The following is an 18,910-nucleotide window of genomic DNA, read 5'->3' as shown; positions in this document are numbered from 1 at the left end:
GGCCCCGGGCCGTGGCCATTGCAACCTTGGGGGGAAGATATGGCACATTCCATGAAAGCGCGAACACCTTTGCCTGCAACCTGTTACGCGTGCGCCGCGCGCAACGGCGGGGTTTGCGGCTTGCTCGGCTGCGACAGCTCCGCCGTGGTGGCGGAGCGAAGCCAGCAAACCCATTACGACAGGGGCGATGAACTCGCACTCCAGGGGGATGCCTCTGACCGGGTCGGCATCATCGCCTCGGGGCTGGTCAAGGTCAGCCTGCTCACGCTGGAGGGAGAGTACCACCTGCTGCAGATTCTCAAACCGGGACAGATCGTCGGCGATATCTGCAAACCCGAAAACACCTTTTCGTGGGAAGCGGCAACGGCGGCCAGGATTTGCTGGATCAACCGCAAGACGCTGGACACCATCATGCAGGATCAGCCACGTGTCTATCGGGCGTACCTGCAAGTTACGGCACGGCAGCTTGAAGATCACAGGCTCTGGGCGGCCTCGATGCGGGGGCGCAACACGCTTCAGCGTATTGCGTTCTGGGTGCTTCAGCAGTTGGCCGCCCCCCGGGACGGCCGGACCGAGGTCGTCCGTATCGAACTGACGCGCCGCGATCTCGCCTCGTTGCTGGACATGTCCGTGGAAACGCTCTCCCGGGGACTGCACCAGTTGTCCGACCGGGGGGCGATCCGTCTCCCCGCTCCGGATGCGATCGAGGTCGTGAATACCGTCAAGCTCCGGCTCCACGCGCGATGCGAAGAGAGGCACGTCAGCAAGGTTCTGAATTACAGCGACCCTGCAACCCGCGGGGACAATCCGTTCTGCATTTCCCGGTGCATCAGATCGTGCGGAAATCCGCCGGTCACGGCGGGTTTTCGCCGGACGCAGACAGCCCGAACGGGAATACGCTGCAACTGATGACGACCGTCAACCCGGGTAGCCGAACGGGGTGGCCAAATGATCGCGGGCAATCGCCCGATCATCATGGAGGCCACGATGGCAGACCCCAAATCGAAACCCAAGCCCGCCAAGCCGGGCGGCCAACCCGCCCCGGCGACGGCGAAACCCGGCAAGCCTGAGCAGGAACGCAAGGCCGGCTCCAAGTGACAATGCAGCCGCCCCGCCGAAAGCGGGGCGGCACGCCGTTGCAAATCCGCTGCGTCGCCTTTGCCGCGCGTCGGATTGTCAACGGACACCGCGACAGCCGGTCGCCGACCCGTTGCAGCGCCCCATGACAAACCCCCTGCCAGACCTTGCAAACAACCCCCTCCAGCGCGCGATCTGGCACGGGCGCTAATGCAAGGGCTCCTCCGGGGGCGACACAGCCGAAAGCGCATCCCGCAGCGCGCTGTCCAGTTCTGCCATGCGGAAGGGTTTGTGGATGACCGTGACACCCGCCGCGGTTTCGTCCCTGAGCACCTCATCCGCGGCAGGGTCGTTACCGGTCGCCAAGAGCACGGCGATCCCCGGCCACGTCATCCTGACATGACGCGCAAGATCGCGACCATCCATTTCACCGGGCATCATTATGTCGCTGAAAACGAGGCCGACGTTGGCGGTCTGTTCCAAGATCTCCAGCGCCTCCGCCGCATCCGAAGCGTCCACCACCTCGTATCCCAAGGCCTCGATCTGCTGGCGCATCGCTTGCCTGACGCTGTCCTGATCCTCCACGAGCAAAATGGTCACGCCTTGCGCATCGTCAGCCAACCGGCCCGCGGCGCCGCTGCCCGCGAACGGAAAGTAGACATGTACGGTTGTTCCCTGCCCCGGCGTGCTGTCCAGCTCGAGGAACCCGCCGCTCTTGCAGGCGGTTTCGTTCACGGAATAAAGCCCGAGACCGGTTCCCTGTGGCCGCGTCGTGAAAAAGGCTTCTGCGGCATGTGCGCAAACGTCTTGCGGCATGCCGGCTCCGGTATCGCTGACAGTCAGACGCACGTAGAGATCAAGCCTGCCCGGAACCTGCACGATCTCGGTGCCGATCGTTATCCGCCCACCCTCGGGCGTCGCGTCGCGCGCGTTCATGGCAAGGTTCAACAGGACCGCATCGACATCGGCAGGATCGGCGCGCGTCATGGCCGGCTCCGATGATAGCTCCAGGTTCAACGTGTATCCGCGCGCAAGCGTCCGGCCGAGTATGTCAACCATCTCCCTTGCCGGTACGTTCAGGTCCAGTTGCTGCGATACGGGCTCGTTGTGCATCGACCAGCTGAGCAGCCGCTTGCTCATCTTGCCGCCGACTTCCACGATCTGGCGGGACACGTTGAGGTATTCACGCTGGGACGGTGTCACAGCCTGCAGGGCAGCCATCTCAACGTTCGACATGATCACAAGCAAGAGATTGTTGAAATCATGCGCGACGGTTCCCGAAAGACGGGCAACCGTTTCTAGCTGCTGGGTGCGCGAAAGCGCCTCCAAGGCGCGGCGCCGCTCGGTCACGTCACTGGCCGCCCCGAACCATTCCACGATTTCTCCCGCGTCGTCCATCAGCGGCACCGCGCGCGAAAAGACCCACCCCAGCGTGCCGTCCGGTCGCTTGACGCGGTGTTCGAGCTGGAAAACGCTCTTGGTGTCTATTGCCTGCTGGATGGCTTTCATCACGCAGGGCTGATCGTCGGCGTCGATGTAGTCGGACAGCCACGCGCGCGTGGGCTCCAGCGCGTCCCGCAGAAAACCCCACCCCTCGAGGTGACGCAACTCCGTCCAGTCGGGACTCATGCGGTAGACGATGTCGGACGTTGCCGTGACCAGCGCGCGAAAACGCTCTTCGCTTTCGCGCAGCGCCTCCTCGGCCCGAACGCGCGCCGTCACGTCACGGATGACCGCCATGAGAACCGCGACCCCGGACGCCTCGAGGCGGGTGACGGACATTTCGATCACCATCCCCTGAGGCTCGGACTCGCGAATGATCCTGACCGGTTCGCCGGTGTCGAGGACACCGTCGTAGTCGTCGTACCATGCCTCGCTTTCATCGGGAAAATTGTCGCGTATGGACTGCCCGCTCAGATCGGCGATACCGAACATGCGCTGCATGGCCGAATTCATCCATATGTATCCGTAGTCACGCAGGCCGTCGGGACGGGTCGGCAACCTCTCGAAGAGACAGGCGCCCTCTTCCAGCGCTTCCAGGCTTGCAAGGTACAGCGCCTCCCGCCGGCGCAGCTCCGCGACCTCCTCGCGGGTATCCCTTTCCGGTCTCATTCTCCCCAAACCCCACCAAAGGCTCTGCTGGTCAGGCCGTCCCATCCTAGGAATATTCCATTCCCTCCGGTTATCAAAAGGAATTGTTCCGGCAGCTCCCACGCCGAGTAGCTGCCGCGTTCAGGGACATGCGGTCGGCTCAGGTGCTCCCGTCGCGGATTGGATCAGGATCGGCACGTTCCCGCGATGACGCCCGTCAACGATTCCCGCCCCGGCAGGGCAGCCCATCCAGCCCGACGCGTCCCGTTCGACGCGAACCGCCCGGCCGTCTGCGCGACGTACTGCAGGATACCGTTGGCATTGATGCCCGACAATGCGCCGGGCGGGCGCGTTGGTAGCGTGTCGTGAGGAATCGCTGTTGGAGATCCACGCAAGATGAAGAAGTCAGGAGACAAGCTTTCGGGACATGCGGACCCCGAGGCATGGTTTGCTCCGGAGAGCATCCCGTGGAACGCCGTTCCGGGATCAATCAACGCCCCATGCGGGGAGCAGCGCGAAATCGGCGATCCGCTGGGGCCGGACCCCGCGCGCGTGGTCAAGAGCTGGTCATGTCTCGGACTGAGCAGCAAGGAGATCGCGAATTATTTCAACATTGACCAGTGCCGCATCAAACGCCTGCTCCAGGACGGCGACAAGGCCGACAAACAGGCCAAGCTTCGGGCCTTTGGGCAGTTGGTACGCAACAAGCTTGTCGACCGGACCTGATGGCGCCCTCGTCGAAAGTGCCCTTGGGCGCCCATGCCGGTTGCAATCGCCGGGCGGCGCGTGACCTCTCGGCCGGGGGTAAGAGCCTGCACCGGCCGGTCGCCCGCATCCGCCCCTTCATCCGGACGCGGCGGGAATGTCTTGATGGCGCGGAACACGCGACAATGACGACACGCAAGCCCCCCCGGGAGTGCCCATGTCGCTGAGGAGGGCTCCGGATCTCGTCGAGTTCGGCACGATACCGGCAAGTGCATGGACTTCCGGCGCCCTGCCCCAGCGCAGCCTCATGCAGACACATGACTGGCTCAGCGCCGCGGCGGAAACATATGGACAGGGCCAGCACACGCTCGCGCTTCTGCCCGGGGGGCTGGCGGACCCGCGCGGGCTGGCGCTGCTGGGGCGCGCGCGGGCGGGCGGTCTTCGCCTTCTCGGGTCGATCGACATCGGGGAATCCGTCGAACTGCTCTGGCGGGACTCGGACGCGCTGGAAGAACTGGCCCGAGGGCTGACCCGCCTTGGCGTGGCCGTCGAACTTGGCCATTATCCCAACGGGCTGGACTTTGCAGCGAAACTGCGGCGGGTGCAGGGCCAGCGCGGGATGACCGTGGCGCGGGCGCTGCCCCAGCGCGCCGCGCCCTGTCTGCCACTGGACGACTCCTGGCAGGACCCGCTGCGCCACTTCGGCGCCAAACGGCGCCAACGGTTCCGCCGGAAATGGCGCAAGGCGGAACGATTCGGCCCGATCGCGGTGGAAATCGCCGCACCGTCGGAGGTCGACCTTGACCGACAGTTCGACCGCGCCATCGCGATCGAGGCCAGAAGCTGGAAAGGTCGTGCCGGATCGGCGCTGATGCACGATGAAAGACAGGCCGTGTTCTTTCGCGACTTTGGCCGCCGCATGGCTGCGAAGGGACAATTGCGGTTGTGTTTCCTGACCATCGGCGGCGCCGATGCAGCGGTGGAATACGCCGTGGTCTGGCAAAACCGCTTCTGGTCGATAAAACTTGGCTATGACGACGCGTTCGCCGAGTTTTCGCCGGGCGAGGCGCTGCGCCTGGAACTTGTGCGCCACAGCGCCGAAAAAGGCTACGACGCCTTCGAATTCTGCGGGAAAGAGGCCGACTGGACCAAGGGGTGGACAGACCGGGCCACCGAAATCGCCGCGCTGCGCATATATCCGTTCACTTTGGCCGGTCTCGGCAAGCTGGCCTATGATGGCTGCGAGATCGGGCGCCGGCGCCTTCGCGCGGCCACATCGCCATGAACGTCACAGCAACCCCGCGCGCAGGACCTTGGTGCACCCGCGCCGGAAGATGTCGCCGGCATGTCCCGGCAGGGTCCGGTTGGCCAATCGCTGCATGGATTTGCGACATGCCCGGATTGCGCCGCAGGGCGTGGCCGGCCGTTCCAGCGACCCTTCGCAAAGCTCTCGGGACCGGTTGCCGAACTGTTGCTTGTAGCGTTGTTCACCGCGTCCGAAATCAATTTCTTCAAGTCCCATATTCGCCGCTTCCTCGATGCAAAGGAGCAGCAGAACCATCCCCGGCGACATGTTGCCAAGCGCGGGATCATAGGAAGGGAACCACCAATGCCATGCACGATGCGAACGCAGCCCGAAATGCGCCGCGATCATCCGGTCCCCGGCATAAAGCGTCGAGAACATTCCCCCGAACCGCGGCTCATCCTGGTCGCGCAAATCATGGATCAGCGCGTTTACCCATTCCGGTTCAAGGAACCCTGGCGCCCCCTGCTGGCGCAGCGAATCGTCCTTCCATCGTCTGAAAAGGCTCCAGGCGGAATCGCTGGCGTCGTGTCGCTCCAGCCGCAAGGGGCCGATCTCGCGCTCGATCTTGCGCATCTTGCGCCGCACGGTCGCAAGCTGTTTGCTGTTGGCCGAAACATCCCGCGTCCAGCTTTCGAGGCCGTCGCGCAGATCCGCGCGACGGGACACAGAAAACGCAAAGGCATTTGCCGACATCAGCGGGTCGCCGGCCAGACCGTGGTTGAAATCGTACGCGCTCAACCCGCAGCCGCGCAGCAACCTTTCCCCGCGCCGTCCGGCATCAGGGGCCGTGCCGATGATTCCCTGGTAATCACAGATCTGCCCACCGACCGGGGCTGCACACCCGCCCGTTTTGATATGGAACGGCAGGAACCCGCAAACACCATCATCACCCCGCAGCACCGCCACGCGGAGATCATCGCGCCGGCGCCCGACAGCGCGCGCGAATGCACTGCCGAAGAACGGGCTTGAAAGGTTGCATTGCCCATCCTGAAGATCATCCCAGACCTTGACCAGATCAGCGGACAATTCTCTTATGGAAATGATATCGTGTCCCAATTTGGACCATCTTATAGAAAGATCAAAACGTCTTTATGATGAAAGCGGTTTACAACGCTGGCAACAAGAATCGCGGGTCAATCCAGAAACCGGCTTCCGGCACGCACGGCACGGCGCGATCCGGAAATTCATTTCCGCGGAGCACTAGGTGTTACCGGCGTCCCTGACCTCTCCGTTCGTCATCGGGATGGCGTCCCGGCTGGTTGTACAGGTGTTCGCGCTGGCGCAGATCATGATCGCGTCGCGGTATCTGGGACTGGCGGAGTTCGGCTCCTACGCGTTGGCGTGGGCGGTTGCGTCGATCTTCCATGCTTTCATTTTCACCGGGTTCTACCATATCTTCCTGCGCAGCCGGACACCGGACGAGGACCGTGACACGATCTTCGGCATCATGTTGGCCGTCGCGCTGGTGGCGGCCGGCCTTATGCTGTGCGTTGGCATCCTGATCGGCGACCGACAGGCGCTGACCTCGCACATGTTCCTCGCGCTCGCGGCTGTCCCGCTGATCGAAGCGGTCAATGCGTGGAACGAAGCGCACCTGCTGCGCGAGGCGCGCATGCGAACGGCCAATGTCATTACCGGCGTGGCCGAGGTGAGCGCAACCGCGGCGCTGATCGCTGGATTGCTGGGGGGTATCGGCCCGTTGTCGCTGGTGCTGGCGCGCTATGCCGCCAACGGTCTCAAGCTGATCCTGTCCTCCTCCGTCGTCCGGCGCATGCCCCGCCCCGGGCTGGATATCGACGTTCTGCGCCGGGGGGCGCACACGGCGCTTTCGCTCTGGGTCACGTCCGGTTCCGCGATGCTCGTGAATTACGGGGGCGATCTGATCCTCGGGGCGTTCCTCAGCCCCTCGGTTGTCGGCGCCTATCGTGGCGGGGCGCGGATTTCCCAAACCGCCTCCGATCTTGTGCAGCAACCGTTGACGATGCTGTCGTGGTCGCGGTTCTCACGGCTCGAAAAGGTCGGACACCGGCGGCAGATCGGCCTCTACTGGCGTGTGAACGTCGCCTTCGGGACGGCTGCCGGCTGGCCGCTCCTGATTTGTGTCGCCCTCCTGTCGGAGGAACTGGTGGCCGTCGTTCTTGACGAGACATGGCTTCCTGCCGCGGTCGTCATCTCGATCATGAGCGTTGGACGCGCCATGCGGCTGATCTCGACGCAACTCGAACCGACCCTGACGAATTTTGACCAGCAGAAGTTGCTGGTCAAAATACGGCTTTTCGGTTTTGCACTGGTCGGCTTGGCATTGCTGTTCTACGGCCGCTACGGGGCGGAACATGCCGCGACCGCCCATCTGATGGCGGCATTGGTCATGGCCGCGATCTCGATCGTCGTCACGCAACGCGTCCTCGCGCTGACCGCGCGCGAAATGATGCTGACATTCGTGCCGGCCATCACGCTCACCGCGCTCTGCGCTGCATTCGTTTGGATGACCCAACCGCTGCGGGCGGGTCCGGATCCGGCCGACGGCTTCTTTCTGACGCTGTCGGGGCTGTTCCTGTTGTGGTGCGGGGGCGTGGCCCTTGCGCTTTCCAAACGGGTCTTGCGCTGGCCGATACCCTGACCCTGCCGGCCAGGCTCAACATCAGTCTTGCGAAAGCACCGTGTCATAGCTCTCGACCAGCTGGTCGAGCCATTCCGATCTCGTCAGCGCCAGCCTGATCTCTCCCGACCAGCCCCGCCGGCTCATCGCTTCGGCATCCGTCTCGTTCATGTCGACAAGCCGTCGCAACGCGGCATCGAAATCGCCCGTGTCGAACACGTCGAACGCGACCCCGAGCCCGGCCGCGACGATTTCCTCTGCCATCAGCGCCGTTTTCGCAACCGCCACGGGCAACCCGCTGGCCGCCGCCTCGGCCAGAACCAGCGCGAAGGGCTCGGGATGATGCGAGGGCATCACCAATGATCTGGCCTGCGAAACCCATTGACCGATTTCCGCCCGCGACAGCCAGCCCGTGATCCGAATGCCGGGGAACTCTGCCTCAAGCCGATCACGCAACACGCCGTCACCGACAAAGACCAGCTCGGCCCCAACCCGGCTGGCGGCGCGGGCCAGATCGGTCACCCCCTTGTCCGCCTCCAGGCGCCCCACATAGACGAGACTCCGATTGCGTTCTGCCTGCACCCGTTCATCACTAAAGGGCGTCGCCGGATTGCGCAGCACGCTCAGGGGCGGCGACGTGTAACCGGCGCGTGCCAGGCGGGGCACCATGCCGGGATGGATCGCCAGTATCCGCCCCCATCCGCGACCGCCACCGAAAGCCCGGAATAGCGCGCGCTGGCGCAACGACCGCCACAGCTTGTGGCCATAGCTCCGCTTGTCGCAATTCGTCAGCAGGCAGGCTGCTGAAAGCGGTACGCGCGGGCAAGTTTCGTTGCGCCGGTAATCCATGTAGACGCCGTTGGGGCATGCAAGAAACATGTCATGCGCGTGGACGACTGTCTTGCCGGCGACCGGCGCCAGGGCATCGAACACCGAGGGCGACAGGATCTGCGCCCAGCCGTGCAGGTGATAGACCGTTCCGGGACCGTCGGTACGCCTGACCGCATCTTCCACGAAACCGCGCATCTCGGGGTCGTAGATGCCGCGGCGCATGGCGTGCCCCCGGCTTCGCTGCAACAACCGGCCCGACCCTGCTGCAATGACCTCGACGCCTTGCGCCTCCAGTTCGGGAACATCCCCCCCATCGCCGCAAACGAAAGTGACCTGTAGCCCCCGCTCGCGCAGCCCGAGCGCGCCGAGCACCGCAAGCCCTGTCGCACCGCCCCGCGCCCGGCTCGAATCGTTGATGATGACGACGTGCGACAGAGCCATTCCCGTCTCGTTCCACGGTCTTTGCCGGCGTATTCTAGCAGCGTCACCAGAGCGGCGTTGTCGACCGTCATGGATTACCTGCCGGAATCTCCGCTATCGTGTCGGTCGGGACCGGCCGCCGAACACGCGTTCCCGGGCCGACACGTCGAACGGGAGGGTGCGTGCGCAAGATCGTCATCTTCGGGCTGCCCTACAGTCCAAATACCGGCGACGGCGTGATCGCCGATTGCCTGCGTGCCGGGCTCAAGACCGCAAGCCCCGGTGTCGACGTGCATCACGTCGACATTTCGGGCCGCACCGGCTTCGGCGCCGTCACGGTGCGCAACCGCGCGGCTGCGCTGGCGGTGCTGCGCCTGCTGCCACGTCCGGCTGCGCAGGCGCTGGTCGTCCACCGGCTGGGCCGGATGCTCGACGGCTTCGAGCCACTCTGGCGAGACACGGCGAAAGGGGCCGACCTCGCCGTGATCGGCGGCGGGCAGATCTTTTCCGATGCCGATCTGAATTTCTGCCTCAAGATCGACCGTATCGCGCGGATACTGCGGGAACTGGCCTGCCCGACGGTCGTTCACGGCGCCGGCGTGGCACGCAACTGGACCCCGCGTGGCGCCAGGCTTTTCCGCACGCTGCTGGATTGCGACCTGCAAGCCGTGGGGCTGCGCGATGACGCCTCGATCCGCGCGTGGACGGAACAGATGGGCGATACCGGCCCGGCGCCGCGCCTGACACGGGACCCGGCCCTGATCGCGGCGGACGTCTACCATCCAACGCACCAAGGAACCGGCTGGATAGGGCTTTGCGTCACCGATCCTGCCATCCTGTCCTATCACGCCGAGGGCCGGAAGAATGCCATTCGCCGCAGCGACAGCTTCGCCGTCACCGCCTTGGGCCTTGCCGCGCGCGGGCACCGCGTTGCGCTGTTCTGCAACGGGGCCGCCGAGGACCGCGCCGCGCTCGACGCCGTCCGGGCCCACCCTGACATCGCAGCGGCCATGTTCCGCGGCGAAATCCGCGCGGAGACGCCACCCGACACGCCGGCCGGGCTGGCCGCCATCGTGGCACGGCTCGACGCGGTCGTTGCGCACCGGTTACATGCCTGCATTCTGGCTTATGCCTTCAAGCGCCCCGTTGTCGGGTTGGGCTGGGACCGAAAGCTGGAGAGCTTTCTTCATTCCGTCGGGCTGGAACGGTTCTTCCTACCGGCCGCGGAGCACACGCATGACAAGGTCGCCGTCCTGCTGGAAGAGGCGCTCGGCACGGGAATCGACCCCGCCCGCCATGCGACGGTCGTATCGCAAACGCGTGCTTCCATTGCCGGCATCACGAACGCGGGACGCCAGCGCTTGCCGGGCATGTCTACTGCCGTCTGACATCGACCACGAAACACCCCGCCGCCGCATCGGCATGATGGCACCCGATCGCCCCCGCGATTCCCCCTGGGGTGAAATGCGCGACGCGCCGCTCGGCATAGCCAGTATCGGACAACTCGGTGATTTCCATCAGGTTCAGACCATAGCCGTAAATGCCCCCGCTGTTGTCCTGCGAGTAGCGATACAGCCGCCCGCCACGTTCGAACACGCGCCCGCCGCCGCGCGCCACATCCGAGCCGATCGCAACCGGGTTCAACGGGTGCGCCTCGATCCGCCCCAAGCCGGGCCCGTCGGTACGAAAAAGGCAAAGCTCGCTGCTGAAATCGCCGAAACCGTCATGGCTGCTATTGGCAAAGAGCCACCATTTCCCGCCGTGACGGACCAGAACCGGATCGGCCAGCGGCACGCCCGCAAGCGCGGTGGCATGCAAATCCCACTTGGTCGGGAAGCCGACGGACCGCCAGACCTCGATCCGACCGGCCTGCAACGTCTCGGGCACCATGAATACCTCGCCCCCGTCTTCGAACACGTAGGGAAACGACAAGTGATGCCCGGCCACCAGCGCCGGGCCGATCCGTTCCAAGCCGCCGGCCGCGATACGCCCCACCGCGATATGCCCGCGGCCCGTGCCGAAAGGATATTCCTCGTAAAAGCAATACACCTGCTCGCGGTGTTCGATCAGGAAAGGATCGGCACAGAACATGTCGGGCGACTGCGGGACCGGCGTTGCCCGCCCCGGATCGACGTCAAGGTAATCGCCCCTGCCGATGCGCAATTCGAAAGGATGATCCGGCACTCGGGTGGGATGAACGCGCGATACCGCCTTTGCCGCAACACGCCCGGCGACCCGGCGCAGATATCCGGCCAATATCGCGCGTCCGGCCACGTCGCGGTCCCCGGTGGCCGCATTGCAGGCCGGTTCCTGTTCCGGCAGTGCCCCGCAAAGGGCCAGCCGCCGCAATTCGCGCAGCATCAACTGTGCGGATTTCTCGCTGGCAAAGGCCTGGGTCGGGACCACCGCCAGCTTGGTGCCCACCACGCACCGAGACAGGATCCCCGGAACGGGCGAGCGGGCCGTCCGGCACAGGATCCGGCAGCCAAGCGCGCTATCACCGCGCATGACCGCAGCCGCCACGGTGCCGGTATCGTGGCAGGAAAACTGCCAGACCCCGTGCCGGGCCCGTGCCGCCAGATCGCCCGGCACGGGGCCCGGGCGAAAGTCGATGATGACGTCGCAGGCGGCGATGCCGTCGGCGGATTTCGGCATTTTCCTCAACCCGTTCGGCACCTTTCCGGCGCGGGCAGGCGCAAACATCGCCCGCTCCGCTGCAAGCAGCCCGCTCATGGCCCCCCGGTCCGGCCGCGATCGTGACACCAGCAGCTCTGACAGGGTCAGCGGGCCGGTCAGCCCATCGAGAAGATGCTCCAGCGACCGCCAGCGAAGGTGATCCTGGCCGACGACTATGCTGACAGCGACCGGGCTCTCACCCTGCTGGCCGGCGGCGGCTTGCCGGGTCATGTGCCGGATCTCCCCGGAATCGACGCGGCGCATGGTGACATCGCATCTCGCAGGGCGCGCGTGTTCGGGACGGGTTCGATGCAGCCACGGCCGAAGAGCGCGCATCGCGGATCGTTGACGAAATCGCCGCGATTCATTATCAGAAACCCGGGCAGATAATCGAGCATCATCATGGCATTACCTTCAAGGAATTTCGACGCTGGCCGAACTTGCCGGGACCGGGTGGCCCGTTGTCCCGGCAATGTGCTTCGCTCTGGTGTGATCCTCGCCTGTGCGGGTTTGTGGATCGCAATAATCGCATCAATGATCTGATCCGTTTCTGATCACGCGGCGGCATCGGGCGCGGCGTATGGGGTTACGGCCTGTTATCCTTTGTAAATCAACGCATCCGGGGCCGCCGCCGCACGTGTTGACGAGACGCTCCGCAGGCGCGCATGCGTGGCCACGGCGGCAACCGCCATCAGCACAAGCGTGGGGTCCGGCGTCGTCCCCGAAACCAGCTTGGCGGATAGAAGTGTCAACGCAGCGGCGCGCGCGGCATGAAAGTAGCGCATAGCGTTCGCATCATCGACAGAACCGATCGGGCGGAATGCAGTCCATACGAACGCGATGAAAGCCACCGTACCGGGAATACCGACGCTTCCCAGCAACACCGCGATCAACCCGTTGGCCCGAAGCGATCCGACCCCCGCGCCCAGCCCCCATGTCTGGAAGACTGCGTTCAACGCCGAACGCGCCCATGCCATCCGTTCCAGCCCCGAGCTCGACATCGCCTTTTCGACGAACAGGAATTCCGTCACATCGCCCACCAGATCCAGCAGCGGCGTCGTGATCAGCGCCACGCTGAGCCCGATACCGACGATGGCAGGAACAAAGATCACCCCGTGCCCGAACGCCCAGGATATGCCGCGGCCAAGAAACCGCCGGCTTGACAGAAGGATCACAATCACCGCCGCAAAGACCGAGGCGTAGCCGGTGCTGGAAAACGACAGCGCCGCGCAGGCAAGGTTGCCGAGCGCGAGTTGCCCGTGCAGTCGTTTGCGTCCGATCAGGAACGAAAGCCCGAAATAGGCGAACATCGTCGCCGAGAAAGCGCCGAATTCCGACGCCTCGGCGAAACCGCCGATCACGCGCGGAAAACCGAAAAAGACATGGTGGTTGTTCAGGCTGTAATGCGCCGTGCGGATCACGGAAAGCAGATCGTCGGCGCCCAGCATGTCCACGAAACCGAGCACGACATTCAATCCCGCCGCCCAGACGAGCCCGGCCTCGACAATGGCCGGTCCGCGCCGGCTGAGCACGTCGGCCACCACCAGGAAGAAGATACAGGACAACAGTATGTACCCGGCCTGGGATAGGTTCGAGTTCGATACGGCCAGCGGCTTCATCGTCGAGTAGAAGGCGGTGCTGACCGCCACCCCCTTCAGGTCGAACGACATGGGAAACACAAGGAAGGTGCCGGAGAAAAGCCGCACGAGGATAATCGCGGAGAACAGGGCATAGAGCCCGAAAAACCACAGGTAGATGCCCGCCGGCGGCATCCGCATCGGCGCCAGACGGCCGCTCACGCGGCGCAGCGCAAAGACCGCCAGCGTCATCGCCGCCAGCGCGTGCGCCATGAGGATCGACAATCCACCGGCATTGACGGCGGCCAGCATACCAAAGGGAAACGCAGCCAAGGCGACGGTCAAACCCTTGTCGGGGTCCTTCAGCGTGACCCACAGCCACAGCAGCATGAAAACCGCGGATACCGGATAAACCGTCATTGTCCTGCCCGCCGGCCCTCCCTTCGATACGCCCGACTGCCGTCGCGGGCCTCTCCCGTTTCAGTTCAGTGCATGCATGCGCATCGGGGGAGCCGGGGCGTTGCCGTGCATCACCTCTTCGGCGATGGCGGCGAACTCCTGTCTGAACCGCCCGGCCGCGAACCGTTGCGCATGCGCGTGTATCGCCGCGGCGTTGAACTCGGATGCGCGCCGCTCGAACGCGCGGACCGCCTCCCGGATATCCGCCGCGCTCTGCCGGTCAAAGAAAAGTCCGGTCTTGCCGTCAACGACGCTGTCGCATGCTCCGCCGCGGCCATAGGCCAGCACGGGCGTTCCACAGGCCATCGCCTCGACGGGAACGATGCCGAAATCCTCTTCCGCGGGAAAGACAAGCGCCTTGGCACGCTGGTAGAGGTCCAGAAGCTGCCCCTCCGGCACGCGGCCCAGTAGCTCGACGTTCGGCGGCAGGTCTTGCAAGAGGCGGCCGCGTTGGTCGCCGTCGCCCACGATTTTCAGCTTGCAGTCCAGTCCGCGGAACGCCTCGATCACGAGATCGGCGCGCTTGTAGGGGACGAGCTGGGAAACGAAAAGGTAGTGCTCGCGCGCGCGCTCTTCCGCGGGCAGGCGAAAGGTATCGAGGTCCACGGGCGGGTGCACGATGTCGGACGTGCGGTTGTAGTAACGTTGCAACCTCTGAGCGACAAAGCTGGAATTGGCCAGAAACCGGTCCACGCGCGCCGCCGCCGTCACGTCCCAGATCCGCAGGTCGTGGGCGAGGCGCGAGAAATACCACCGGCCGATCCGGCCCAGCTGGTCCGAGTAGCCGTGATAATGATCCCAGATATACCGCATGGGTGAATGCACGTAACAGATATGCCGTGCATGGGGCGGCACGATCACGCCCTTGGCCGGCCCGCTTTCGGACGAGATCACCAGATCGTAGCCGGACAGGTCCAGCTCCTCCAGCGCGCGCGGCATGAAGCCAAGGTATTTCTGATAGTGCCGCCGCGCCCCGGGCAGGCGCGCGATGAACGTCTCCCGGATATCCCGGCCGGCCAGGAACGGCGAGAGGTTTGCGGGATCGGCGACATGCGTGAAAAGATCCGCATCGGGATACAGCCGCAACAGCTCTTCGACGACCTTTTCGCCGCCGCGCATGGCCACCAGCCAGTAATGCACGATGGCAACCCGCATGCACGCGCCCTTCCTAGTAGCCATAAGCATACATTTCCGCCTCGTGGGCGACGGTGTCGACCCGGCGCACCTTGGTCAGAACGGTCCCCTTGACCTTCACCCCGGCGGTCTCCAGCCGCTTGACGGAATTGCGCACCTGCTTGGCCGAGGTACGTCCGCACTGGACCGTGAACAGAACCGCATCCGCCTGTTTTCCCATCAGAACCGCATCCGAGAGATACAGCACCGGCGGGGCGTTCACGACAATCGTGCGGTAGCGGTTCGCCAGCCGCGCCAGAAGGTTGGCAAACCGGGCATCGGCCAGCAGGTCGGCCGCCTTGTCACAGGCCCGCGCCGGCGAAACCACGTCGATCCCAAAGCTTTCCGATCTCTGGGTCAGGTTCTTGATGCTCCCGTTGCCTTCGAAATAGTCAACGAGGCAGCCGCCCTCTTGCGGCAGGTTCAGGAGCTCCCGCAGTTCGGGATGGCGCAGATCGGCGTCCAGCAGAAGAACCGAGGACTTGTTCCTGGCCAGCACGTTCGCCAACGCAACGCTCAGCGTCGTCTTGCCCTCGTTGGGCACGGCCGAGGTCACCATCACGATCCGCGGGGTATTGCCGTTGGAGGCGTCGAACAGAATGGTACGGATCGATTTGATCCGCTCCATGAACGTCGACCGCGTCTCTCCGGCGATCTCGCGCTTCAACCAGTGCAGACCTCTCCCGACATGCGGCACGTAAGGCAAAAGGCCCAGGTTGGGCCGATTGGTCAGCGCCCGCAGTTCCGCCTCGGTCGAGACCGGAACGCGGATCATGTTGCGCAGGAACACGAAGGCGATGGCAGCGCACAGCCCGAAGGCCATGGCGGCAAGCAGCATCAACGTCTTGCGCGGACTGGAGGGCACGACGGGCACGGCGGCGCGGCCGATGACACGCGCCTCGGAGGTCTGGAAATCGGCCTGCGCACTGGTCTCCTTGTAGCGCGAGAGGAAACTCTCGTAGACGACGCGCGTGGCCTCTGCAGTGCGCTGCAACTGGTCAAGCCGCACCGACGCCTTGGACAGCGCATCGGCCCGGTCCGTCACCACCTCGATCTGTTCCTGCAACGCGCTTTCGCGGTTGCGTGTCACGGTCACCTCGCTGCGCATCGCCTCCACCCGGCGCTGCAACTCCGCGTCTATGCTGCGGTCGATGTCTCTGATCTGCGCGAGAATGGATACCATTTCCGGGTGCTTGCGCCCCAGCGTGCTCACCAGTTCCGCCCGGTTCGAGGCCAGCTGGGCCCGGCGGCGCTGCAACTCCTCCAGCAGCGGCGAGGTGACCACGTCGGCCACGGCCCGCAGCCCGCCGCTCTCCAGCAGGGATTCGACCTGGCCCAGGCGGACTTCCGCGTCCGCACGATCGGTCGAACTGGCCACGAGCCGCGTGTGCAGTTCGGCCAGCAGCTGGTTGATGCTGTCCTCGTTGCCTTTTGCGACGTCGATCATCTCTGACTTGAATTCGACCACCGCCTCATCGGCGGTCTCGACCTGCGCGCTCATCTCGTCGAGCCGGTCGGCCAGCCATTCATTGGCACGCATCGTCGCCGACAGCTTGCTTTCAAGCTGCGCCGCGATGTAGCGGTCGGCAAAGGCATTCGCGACCATCGCCGCCAGCTCGGGGTTCTGGTTCCTGAACTGGATTCCTATCGCGTAGGAAATACCGAGCTGCGTGACTTCCAGATTGTTGCGAACCCTGTCGATCACCATCGAGCGCAGGGTCGATTCGGACAGCCGGGACGCAACCACGTGCGGCGGATCATCACCGCGCGCAATGCGCTTCAACCGGTCCAAAAGGGGTTCGGGCCGGGCCACCCGCGGATCGAATTCCGGCGTCTCGAGCAAGCCGAGCTGATCGACCACCTCACCGATCAGGACATTCGACTGGATCGTCACGACCTCGCCCGCGATCACCGAGTTGCTGACATCGAGGTTGGACACCACCGCCGTGGCCGGCGTGACCCGCTCCTCGCGGGTATCGAGGATGACCTGTGACCGCGCGGTATAGACCGGGGGCACGAACTGCAGATACGCGAACATCGCGCCCATGCTGAGCAGCGTCACCAGCACGATCAGCCTCAGGTTGCCCCGCAACAGCTTGAAAATGTACATCAGGTCGATGTCGGGCCCGCCACCGCCGTCGCGGCGCTCGGGGGGCTGGGGCGGCACAAGGTGACTGTCGTGCGGCCATGTATCCTCGTTCGGACGGTTCATCCCTGATCCTTTGCGGCGGGCGCTTTCGCGGGGTCGGTGGTGATGGCATTCTCCCCTGCGGCACCCTTGGCCGGGGCGGCCGTGTCATCGAGCGGCATGACCGCGATCACCAGAAGATCGCCGGGCAGCAACTCGTCATACGGTTGCAACTTGACGGTATCGACGCCGTTCTCACTGCGGCGGCGCACCTTGTATTCAACGAGCAACTCGGTCTGCAGCCCCGCCGCGGCGTTCATCCATTGGCTGAGGAGCTGAATTCTCTCCTTTATCGAGGCACGGTTGCCGGTCAGCTTGTTGATCTCGTTCCAGTAACGCTGCCTTTCGGTCAGCAGGGCGGACGTCCGATTCGCGTCGAACTGCGAAAGGTCGCTGCGCAGATTGGCAAGCTGCACCAGCACGCCGGAGCGTTCCTCGCGCAGGCGCAGAAGGTTGTCCTCGGCCAGCCCCACCGCGCGCCTGGCCTCGGTCTGCCCGGAGCGCGGCACCAGGCCGCGTTCCACCATCTCCTTGGCACGCTCGAATTCCTTGCGCGCGGTTTCCAGGATGTCCGTCTGCACGGTCTCGCGCTCACCCAGCAGGGAGACGCGTTTCTCGGCTTCGGACACCGCGTCCTGCAGCAATTCGCGGCGGGTATCCGAATCGCCGGCTTCCAGGGCGATGATCTGGTCTTCTGTGACCTTCTGCTCGTCGAAGAGATCGCGGTTCACAACCTGCCGCAGATCGACAGGCAAATCAGCCCATTCAACCGTTGCGTCACCGTCCAGCTGTGCCTTGACCCGGGCGTATCGCGCGGCCGAGGCCGCCAGATCGTATTCCAGGCTGCTCAGCTCCCCCTCGAGGTTGCGCCGTTCCAGCACCCGGGCCTCCTCGTTGTTGGCCGATATCGCGGGCCCCCCGGCCAGCCCGACCGCCTGTTCGGCGGTCATGAACGGCTGAAAGTCGAAATTGCCCGGATTGCGCACATCGCCAAGCACCGAGATCGGCCGGAAGCCGGCGACCGACAGATCCACCGTCGGATTCACGAATATTTCACGCTCGACATAGGTCTGCCGAATGACCTCCCGCGCCTTGCCGACGGGGTGGGCTGCGACCTCGACACCGCCGATATAGGGCAGCTGCACGGCACCATCCCTGCCAACGGTAAAGCGCTGCGGCGGTTCGTTATCGTCGAGGATGTCCAGCTCGACCTCGTCGCCGATATTGATGACATAAGTATCGGGGATCGACTCTGCCTGCCCGTGCGCCGGCGCCGTGGCCAGCATCAAGCAAGGCACACACAACCACACCGTCACCCTAGACCGGAAACTCTGAATTCCACCCATCTCGAACCGCTGCAAGAATTCGTTCCACGCCAGCAGTCCATCAATTCGGCGCGAGCGTCATTGATGGCGGTCAATGCCGTCAGAGCGCATTCGTAATGAATTGATTCCGGGGGCACTGAACGATCCTGGATGCTTTCATCCGGGATTCCGAGTTTTCCCCGGCGAACTTTTTGGGCGGCGGGCGAAGACCTGCGTCCCGATCAAAGCGGAGCAAGACATGGATCGTGTTGGCATCGCGATATCCAGCACCGCCGCAGCAGCGGCCCCGCGGGACGCGAGCCCGGCGCGCCTGTCGGCCGGCAACAACGGACGCGCCGCCGGACGCTCGACGGGGACGGTTTGCCCCGTCACGCGGAACTTCGCCAAGTCGGATCTGTCCGGGTCCAAGTCTTTCGGGGCGGGTGTTCCTGCCGGACCTGCGGATCCCATTGCGGCGACGCGGCCGGGACCTGCAGATCATTT

General features: G+C 64.6%; 15 protein-coding genes. 6 read left to right on the top strand and 9 right to left on the bottom strand.

The features are described 5' to 3' along the window. Positions 1-51: 51 nt before the first annotated feature. A complete protein-coding gene (locus ACH13J_RS10110) occupies positions 52-909 on the top strand; it encodes a helix-turn-helix domain-containing protein (protein WP_397543210.1) in 858 nt (285 codons plus the stop codon). A 39-nt stretch (positions 910-948) separates the two neighbouring features. After that, positions 949-1,098 carry a hypothetical protein gene (locus tag ACH13J_RS10105; RefSeq protein WP_397543209.1) on the top strand — a complete coding sequence of 50 codons (150 nt, stop codon included), beginning with the start codon at positions 949-951 and terminating at the stop codon, positions 1,096-1,098. A 186-nt stretch (positions 1,099-1,284) separates the two neighbouring features. Here the strand turns inward: ACH13J_RS10105 and ACH13J_RS10100 are convergent, their stop codons facing one another. Further along, entirely contained in the window at positions 1,285-3,189 is a 1,905-nt protein-coding gene (locus ACH13J_RS10100) for a hybrid sensor histidine kinase/response regulator (RefSeq protein WP_397543208.1), read from the bottom strand. A gap of 375 nt (positions 3,190-3,564) precedes the next feature. Between ACH13J_RS10100 and ACH13J_RS10095 the strand changes: the two genes are divergently transcribed. Together ACH13J_RS10095 and ACH13J_RS10090 are read left to right on the top strand one after the other, a co-directional pair. Then, positions 3,565-3,894 (top strand): hypothetical protein, encoded by a 330-nt coding sequence (locus tag ACH13J_RS10095; protein ID WP_397543207.1) that lies wholly within the window; start codon positions 3,565-3,567, stop codon positions 3,892-3,894. 196 nt (positions 3,895-4,090) lie between these two features. Further along, positions 4,091-5,158: a GNAT family N-acetyltransferase gene (locus tag ACH13J_RS10090; protein WP_397543206.1), complete on the top strand. Its 1,068-nt coding sequence runs from the start codon at positions 4,091-4,093 to the stop codon at positions 5,156-5,158. Positions 5,159-5,161: 3 nt separating this feature from the next. Here the strand turns inward: ACH13J_RS10090 and ACH13J_RS10085 are convergent, their stop codons facing one another. Beyond that, on the bottom strand, positions 5,162-6,235 hold the full coding sequence (locus ACH13J_RS10085) for a GNAT family N-acetyltransferase (RefSeq protein ID WP_397543205.1): 1,074 nt from the start codon (positions 6,233-6,235) through the stop codon (positions 5,162-5,164). 148 nt (positions 6,236-6,383) lie between these two features. Between ACH13J_RS10085 and ACH13J_RS10080 the strand changes: the two genes are divergently transcribed. Next, positions 6,384-7,799, top strand: a complete 1,416-nt coding sequence (locus tag ACH13J_RS10080; RefSeq protein WP_397543204.1) for an oligosaccharide flippase family protein — start codon at positions 6,384-6,386, stop codon at positions 7,797-7,799. A gap of 21 nt (positions 7,800-7,820) precedes the next feature. Here the strand turns inward: ACH13J_RS10080 and ACH13J_RS10075 are convergent, their stop codons facing one another. Continuing rightward, entirely contained in the window at positions 7,821-9,050 is a 1,230-nt protein-coding gene (locus ACH13J_RS10075; protein ID WP_397543203.1) for a glycosyltransferase, read from the bottom strand. Positions 9,051-9,211: 161 nt separating this feature from the next. On the opposite strand from ACH13J_RS10075, the gene ACH13J_RS10070 reads away from it, so the two are divergent. Continuing rightward, positions 9,212-10,417, top strand: a complete 1,206-nt coding sequence (locus tag ACH13J_RS10070; protein ID WP_397543202.1) for a polysaccharide pyruvyl transferase family protein — start codon at positions 9,212-9,214, stop codon at positions 10,415-10,417. Here ACH13J_RS10070 and ACH13J_RS10065 read toward each other — a convergent pair. The 6 genes from ACH13J_RS10065 to ACH13J_RS10040 all read right to left on the bottom strand — a co-directional run bounded on the left by ACH13J_RS10065 (position 10,404) and on the right by ACH13J_RS10040 (position 18,388). After that, entirely contained in the window at positions 10,404-11,936 is a 1,533-nt protein-coding gene (locus ACH13J_RS10065; RefSeq protein ID WP_397543201.1) for a glucosamine inositolphosphorylceramide transferase family protein, read from the bottom strand. The two genes, ACH13J_RS10070 and ACH13J_RS10065, sit on opposite strands and share 14 nt — an antisense overlap. Beyond that, positions 11,933-12,109, bottom strand: a complete 177-nt coding sequence (locus ACH13J_RS10060) for a hypothetical protein (RefSeq protein ID WP_397543200.1) — start codon at positions 12,107-12,109, stop codon at positions 11,933-11,935. The genes ACH13J_RS10065 and ACH13J_RS10060 overlap by 4 nt, the downstream gene beginning before the upstream one ends. A 192-nt stretch (positions 12,110-12,301) precedes the next feature. Further along, on the bottom strand, positions 12,302-13,702 hold the full coding sequence (locus ACH13J_RS10055) for a hypothetical protein (protein ID WP_397543199.1): 1,401 nt from the start codon (positions 13,700-13,702) through the stop codon (positions 12,302-12,304). 60 nt (positions 13,703-13,762) lie between these two features. Next, positions 13,763-14,896 (bottom strand): glycosyltransferase, encoded by a 1,134-nt coding sequence (locus ACH13J_RS10050; protein ID WP_397543198.1) that lies wholly within the window; start codon positions 14,894-14,896, stop codon positions 13,763-13,765. Positions 14,897-14,909: 13 nt separating this feature from the next. Continuing rightward, a complete protein-coding gene (locus ACH13J_RS10045) occupies positions 14,910-17,126 on the bottom strand; it encodes a GNVR domain-containing protein (RefSeq protein WP_397543197.1) in 2,217 nt (738 codons plus the stop codon). Continuing rightward, a complete protein-coding gene (locus ACH13J_RS10040) occupies positions 17,123-18,388 on the bottom strand; it encodes a polysaccharide biosynthesis/export family protein (RefSeq protein WP_397543196.1) in 1,266 nt (421 codons plus the stop codon). Before ACH13J_RS10040 ends, ACH13J_RS10045 begins: the two co-directional genes overlap by 4 nt. Positions 18,389-18,910 lie beyond the last annotated feature (522 nt).

The sequence above is a fragment of the Roseovarius salis genome, from assembly GCF_044472985.1.
GTDB lineage: Bacteria > Pseudomonadota > Alphaproteobacteria > Rhodobacterales > Rhodobacteraceae > Roseovarius > Roseovarius salis.
Note: the sequence above shows the minus strand (reverse complement) of the source record. Positions and strands in the feature narration are given on the sequence as shown.

What these genes read in the sequence shown, in the direction of transcription:
- ACH13J_RS10075 (WP_397543203.1), bottom strand. Translation starts at nt 9,050, where the DNA reads ATGGCTCTGTCGCACGTCGTCATCATCAACGATTCGAGCCGGGCGCGG.
- ACH13J_RS10095 (WP_397543207.1), top strand. Translation starts at nt 3,565, where the DNA reads ATGAAGAAGTCAGGAGACAAGCTTTCGGGACATGCGGACCCCGAGGCA.
- ACH13J_RS10105 (WP_397543209.1), top strand. Translation starts at nt 949, where the DNA reads ATGATCGCGGGCAATCGCCCGATCATCATGGAGGCCACGATGGCAGAC.
- ACH13J_RS10050 (WP_397543198.1), bottom strand. Translation starts at nt 14,896, where the DNA reads ATGCGGGTTGCCATCGTGCATTACTGGCTGGTGGCCATGCGCGGCGGC.
- ACH13J_RS10040 (WP_397543196.1), bottom strand. Translation starts at nt 18,388, where the DNA reads ATGCTGGCCACGGCGCCGGCGCACGGGCAGGCAGAGTCGATCCCCGAT.
- ACH13J_RS10055 (WP_397543199.1), bottom strand. Translation starts at nt 13,702, where the DNA reads ATGACGGTTTATCCGGTATCCGCGGTTTTCATGCTGCTGTGGCTGTGG.
- ACH13J_RS10100 (WP_397543208.1), bottom strand. Translation starts at nt 3,189, where the DNA reads ATGAGACCGGAAAGGGATACCCGCGAGGAGGTCGCGGAGCTGCGCCGG.
- ACH13J_RS10045 (WP_397543197.1), bottom strand. Translation starts at nt 17,126, where the DNA reads ATGAACCGTCCGAACGAGGATACATGGCCGCACGACAGTCACCTTGTG.
- ACH13J_RS10110 (WP_397543210.1), top strand. Translation starts at nt 52, where the DNA reads ATGAAAGCGCGAACACCTTTGCCTGCAACCTGTTACGCGTGCGCCGCG.
- ACH13J_RS10090 (WP_397543206.1), top strand. Translation starts at nt 4,091, where the DNA reads ATGTCGCTGAGGAGGGCTCCGGATCTCGTCGAGTTCGGCACGATACCG.
- ACH13J_RS10060 (WP_397543200.1), bottom strand. Translation starts at nt 12,109, where the DNA reads ATGATGATGCTCGATTATCTGCCCGGGTTTCTGATAATGAATCGCGGC.
- ACH13J_RS10065 (WP_397543201.1), bottom strand. Translation starts at nt 11,936, where the DNA reads ATGACCCGGCAAGCCGCCGCCGGCCAGCAGGGTGAGAGCCCGGTCGCT.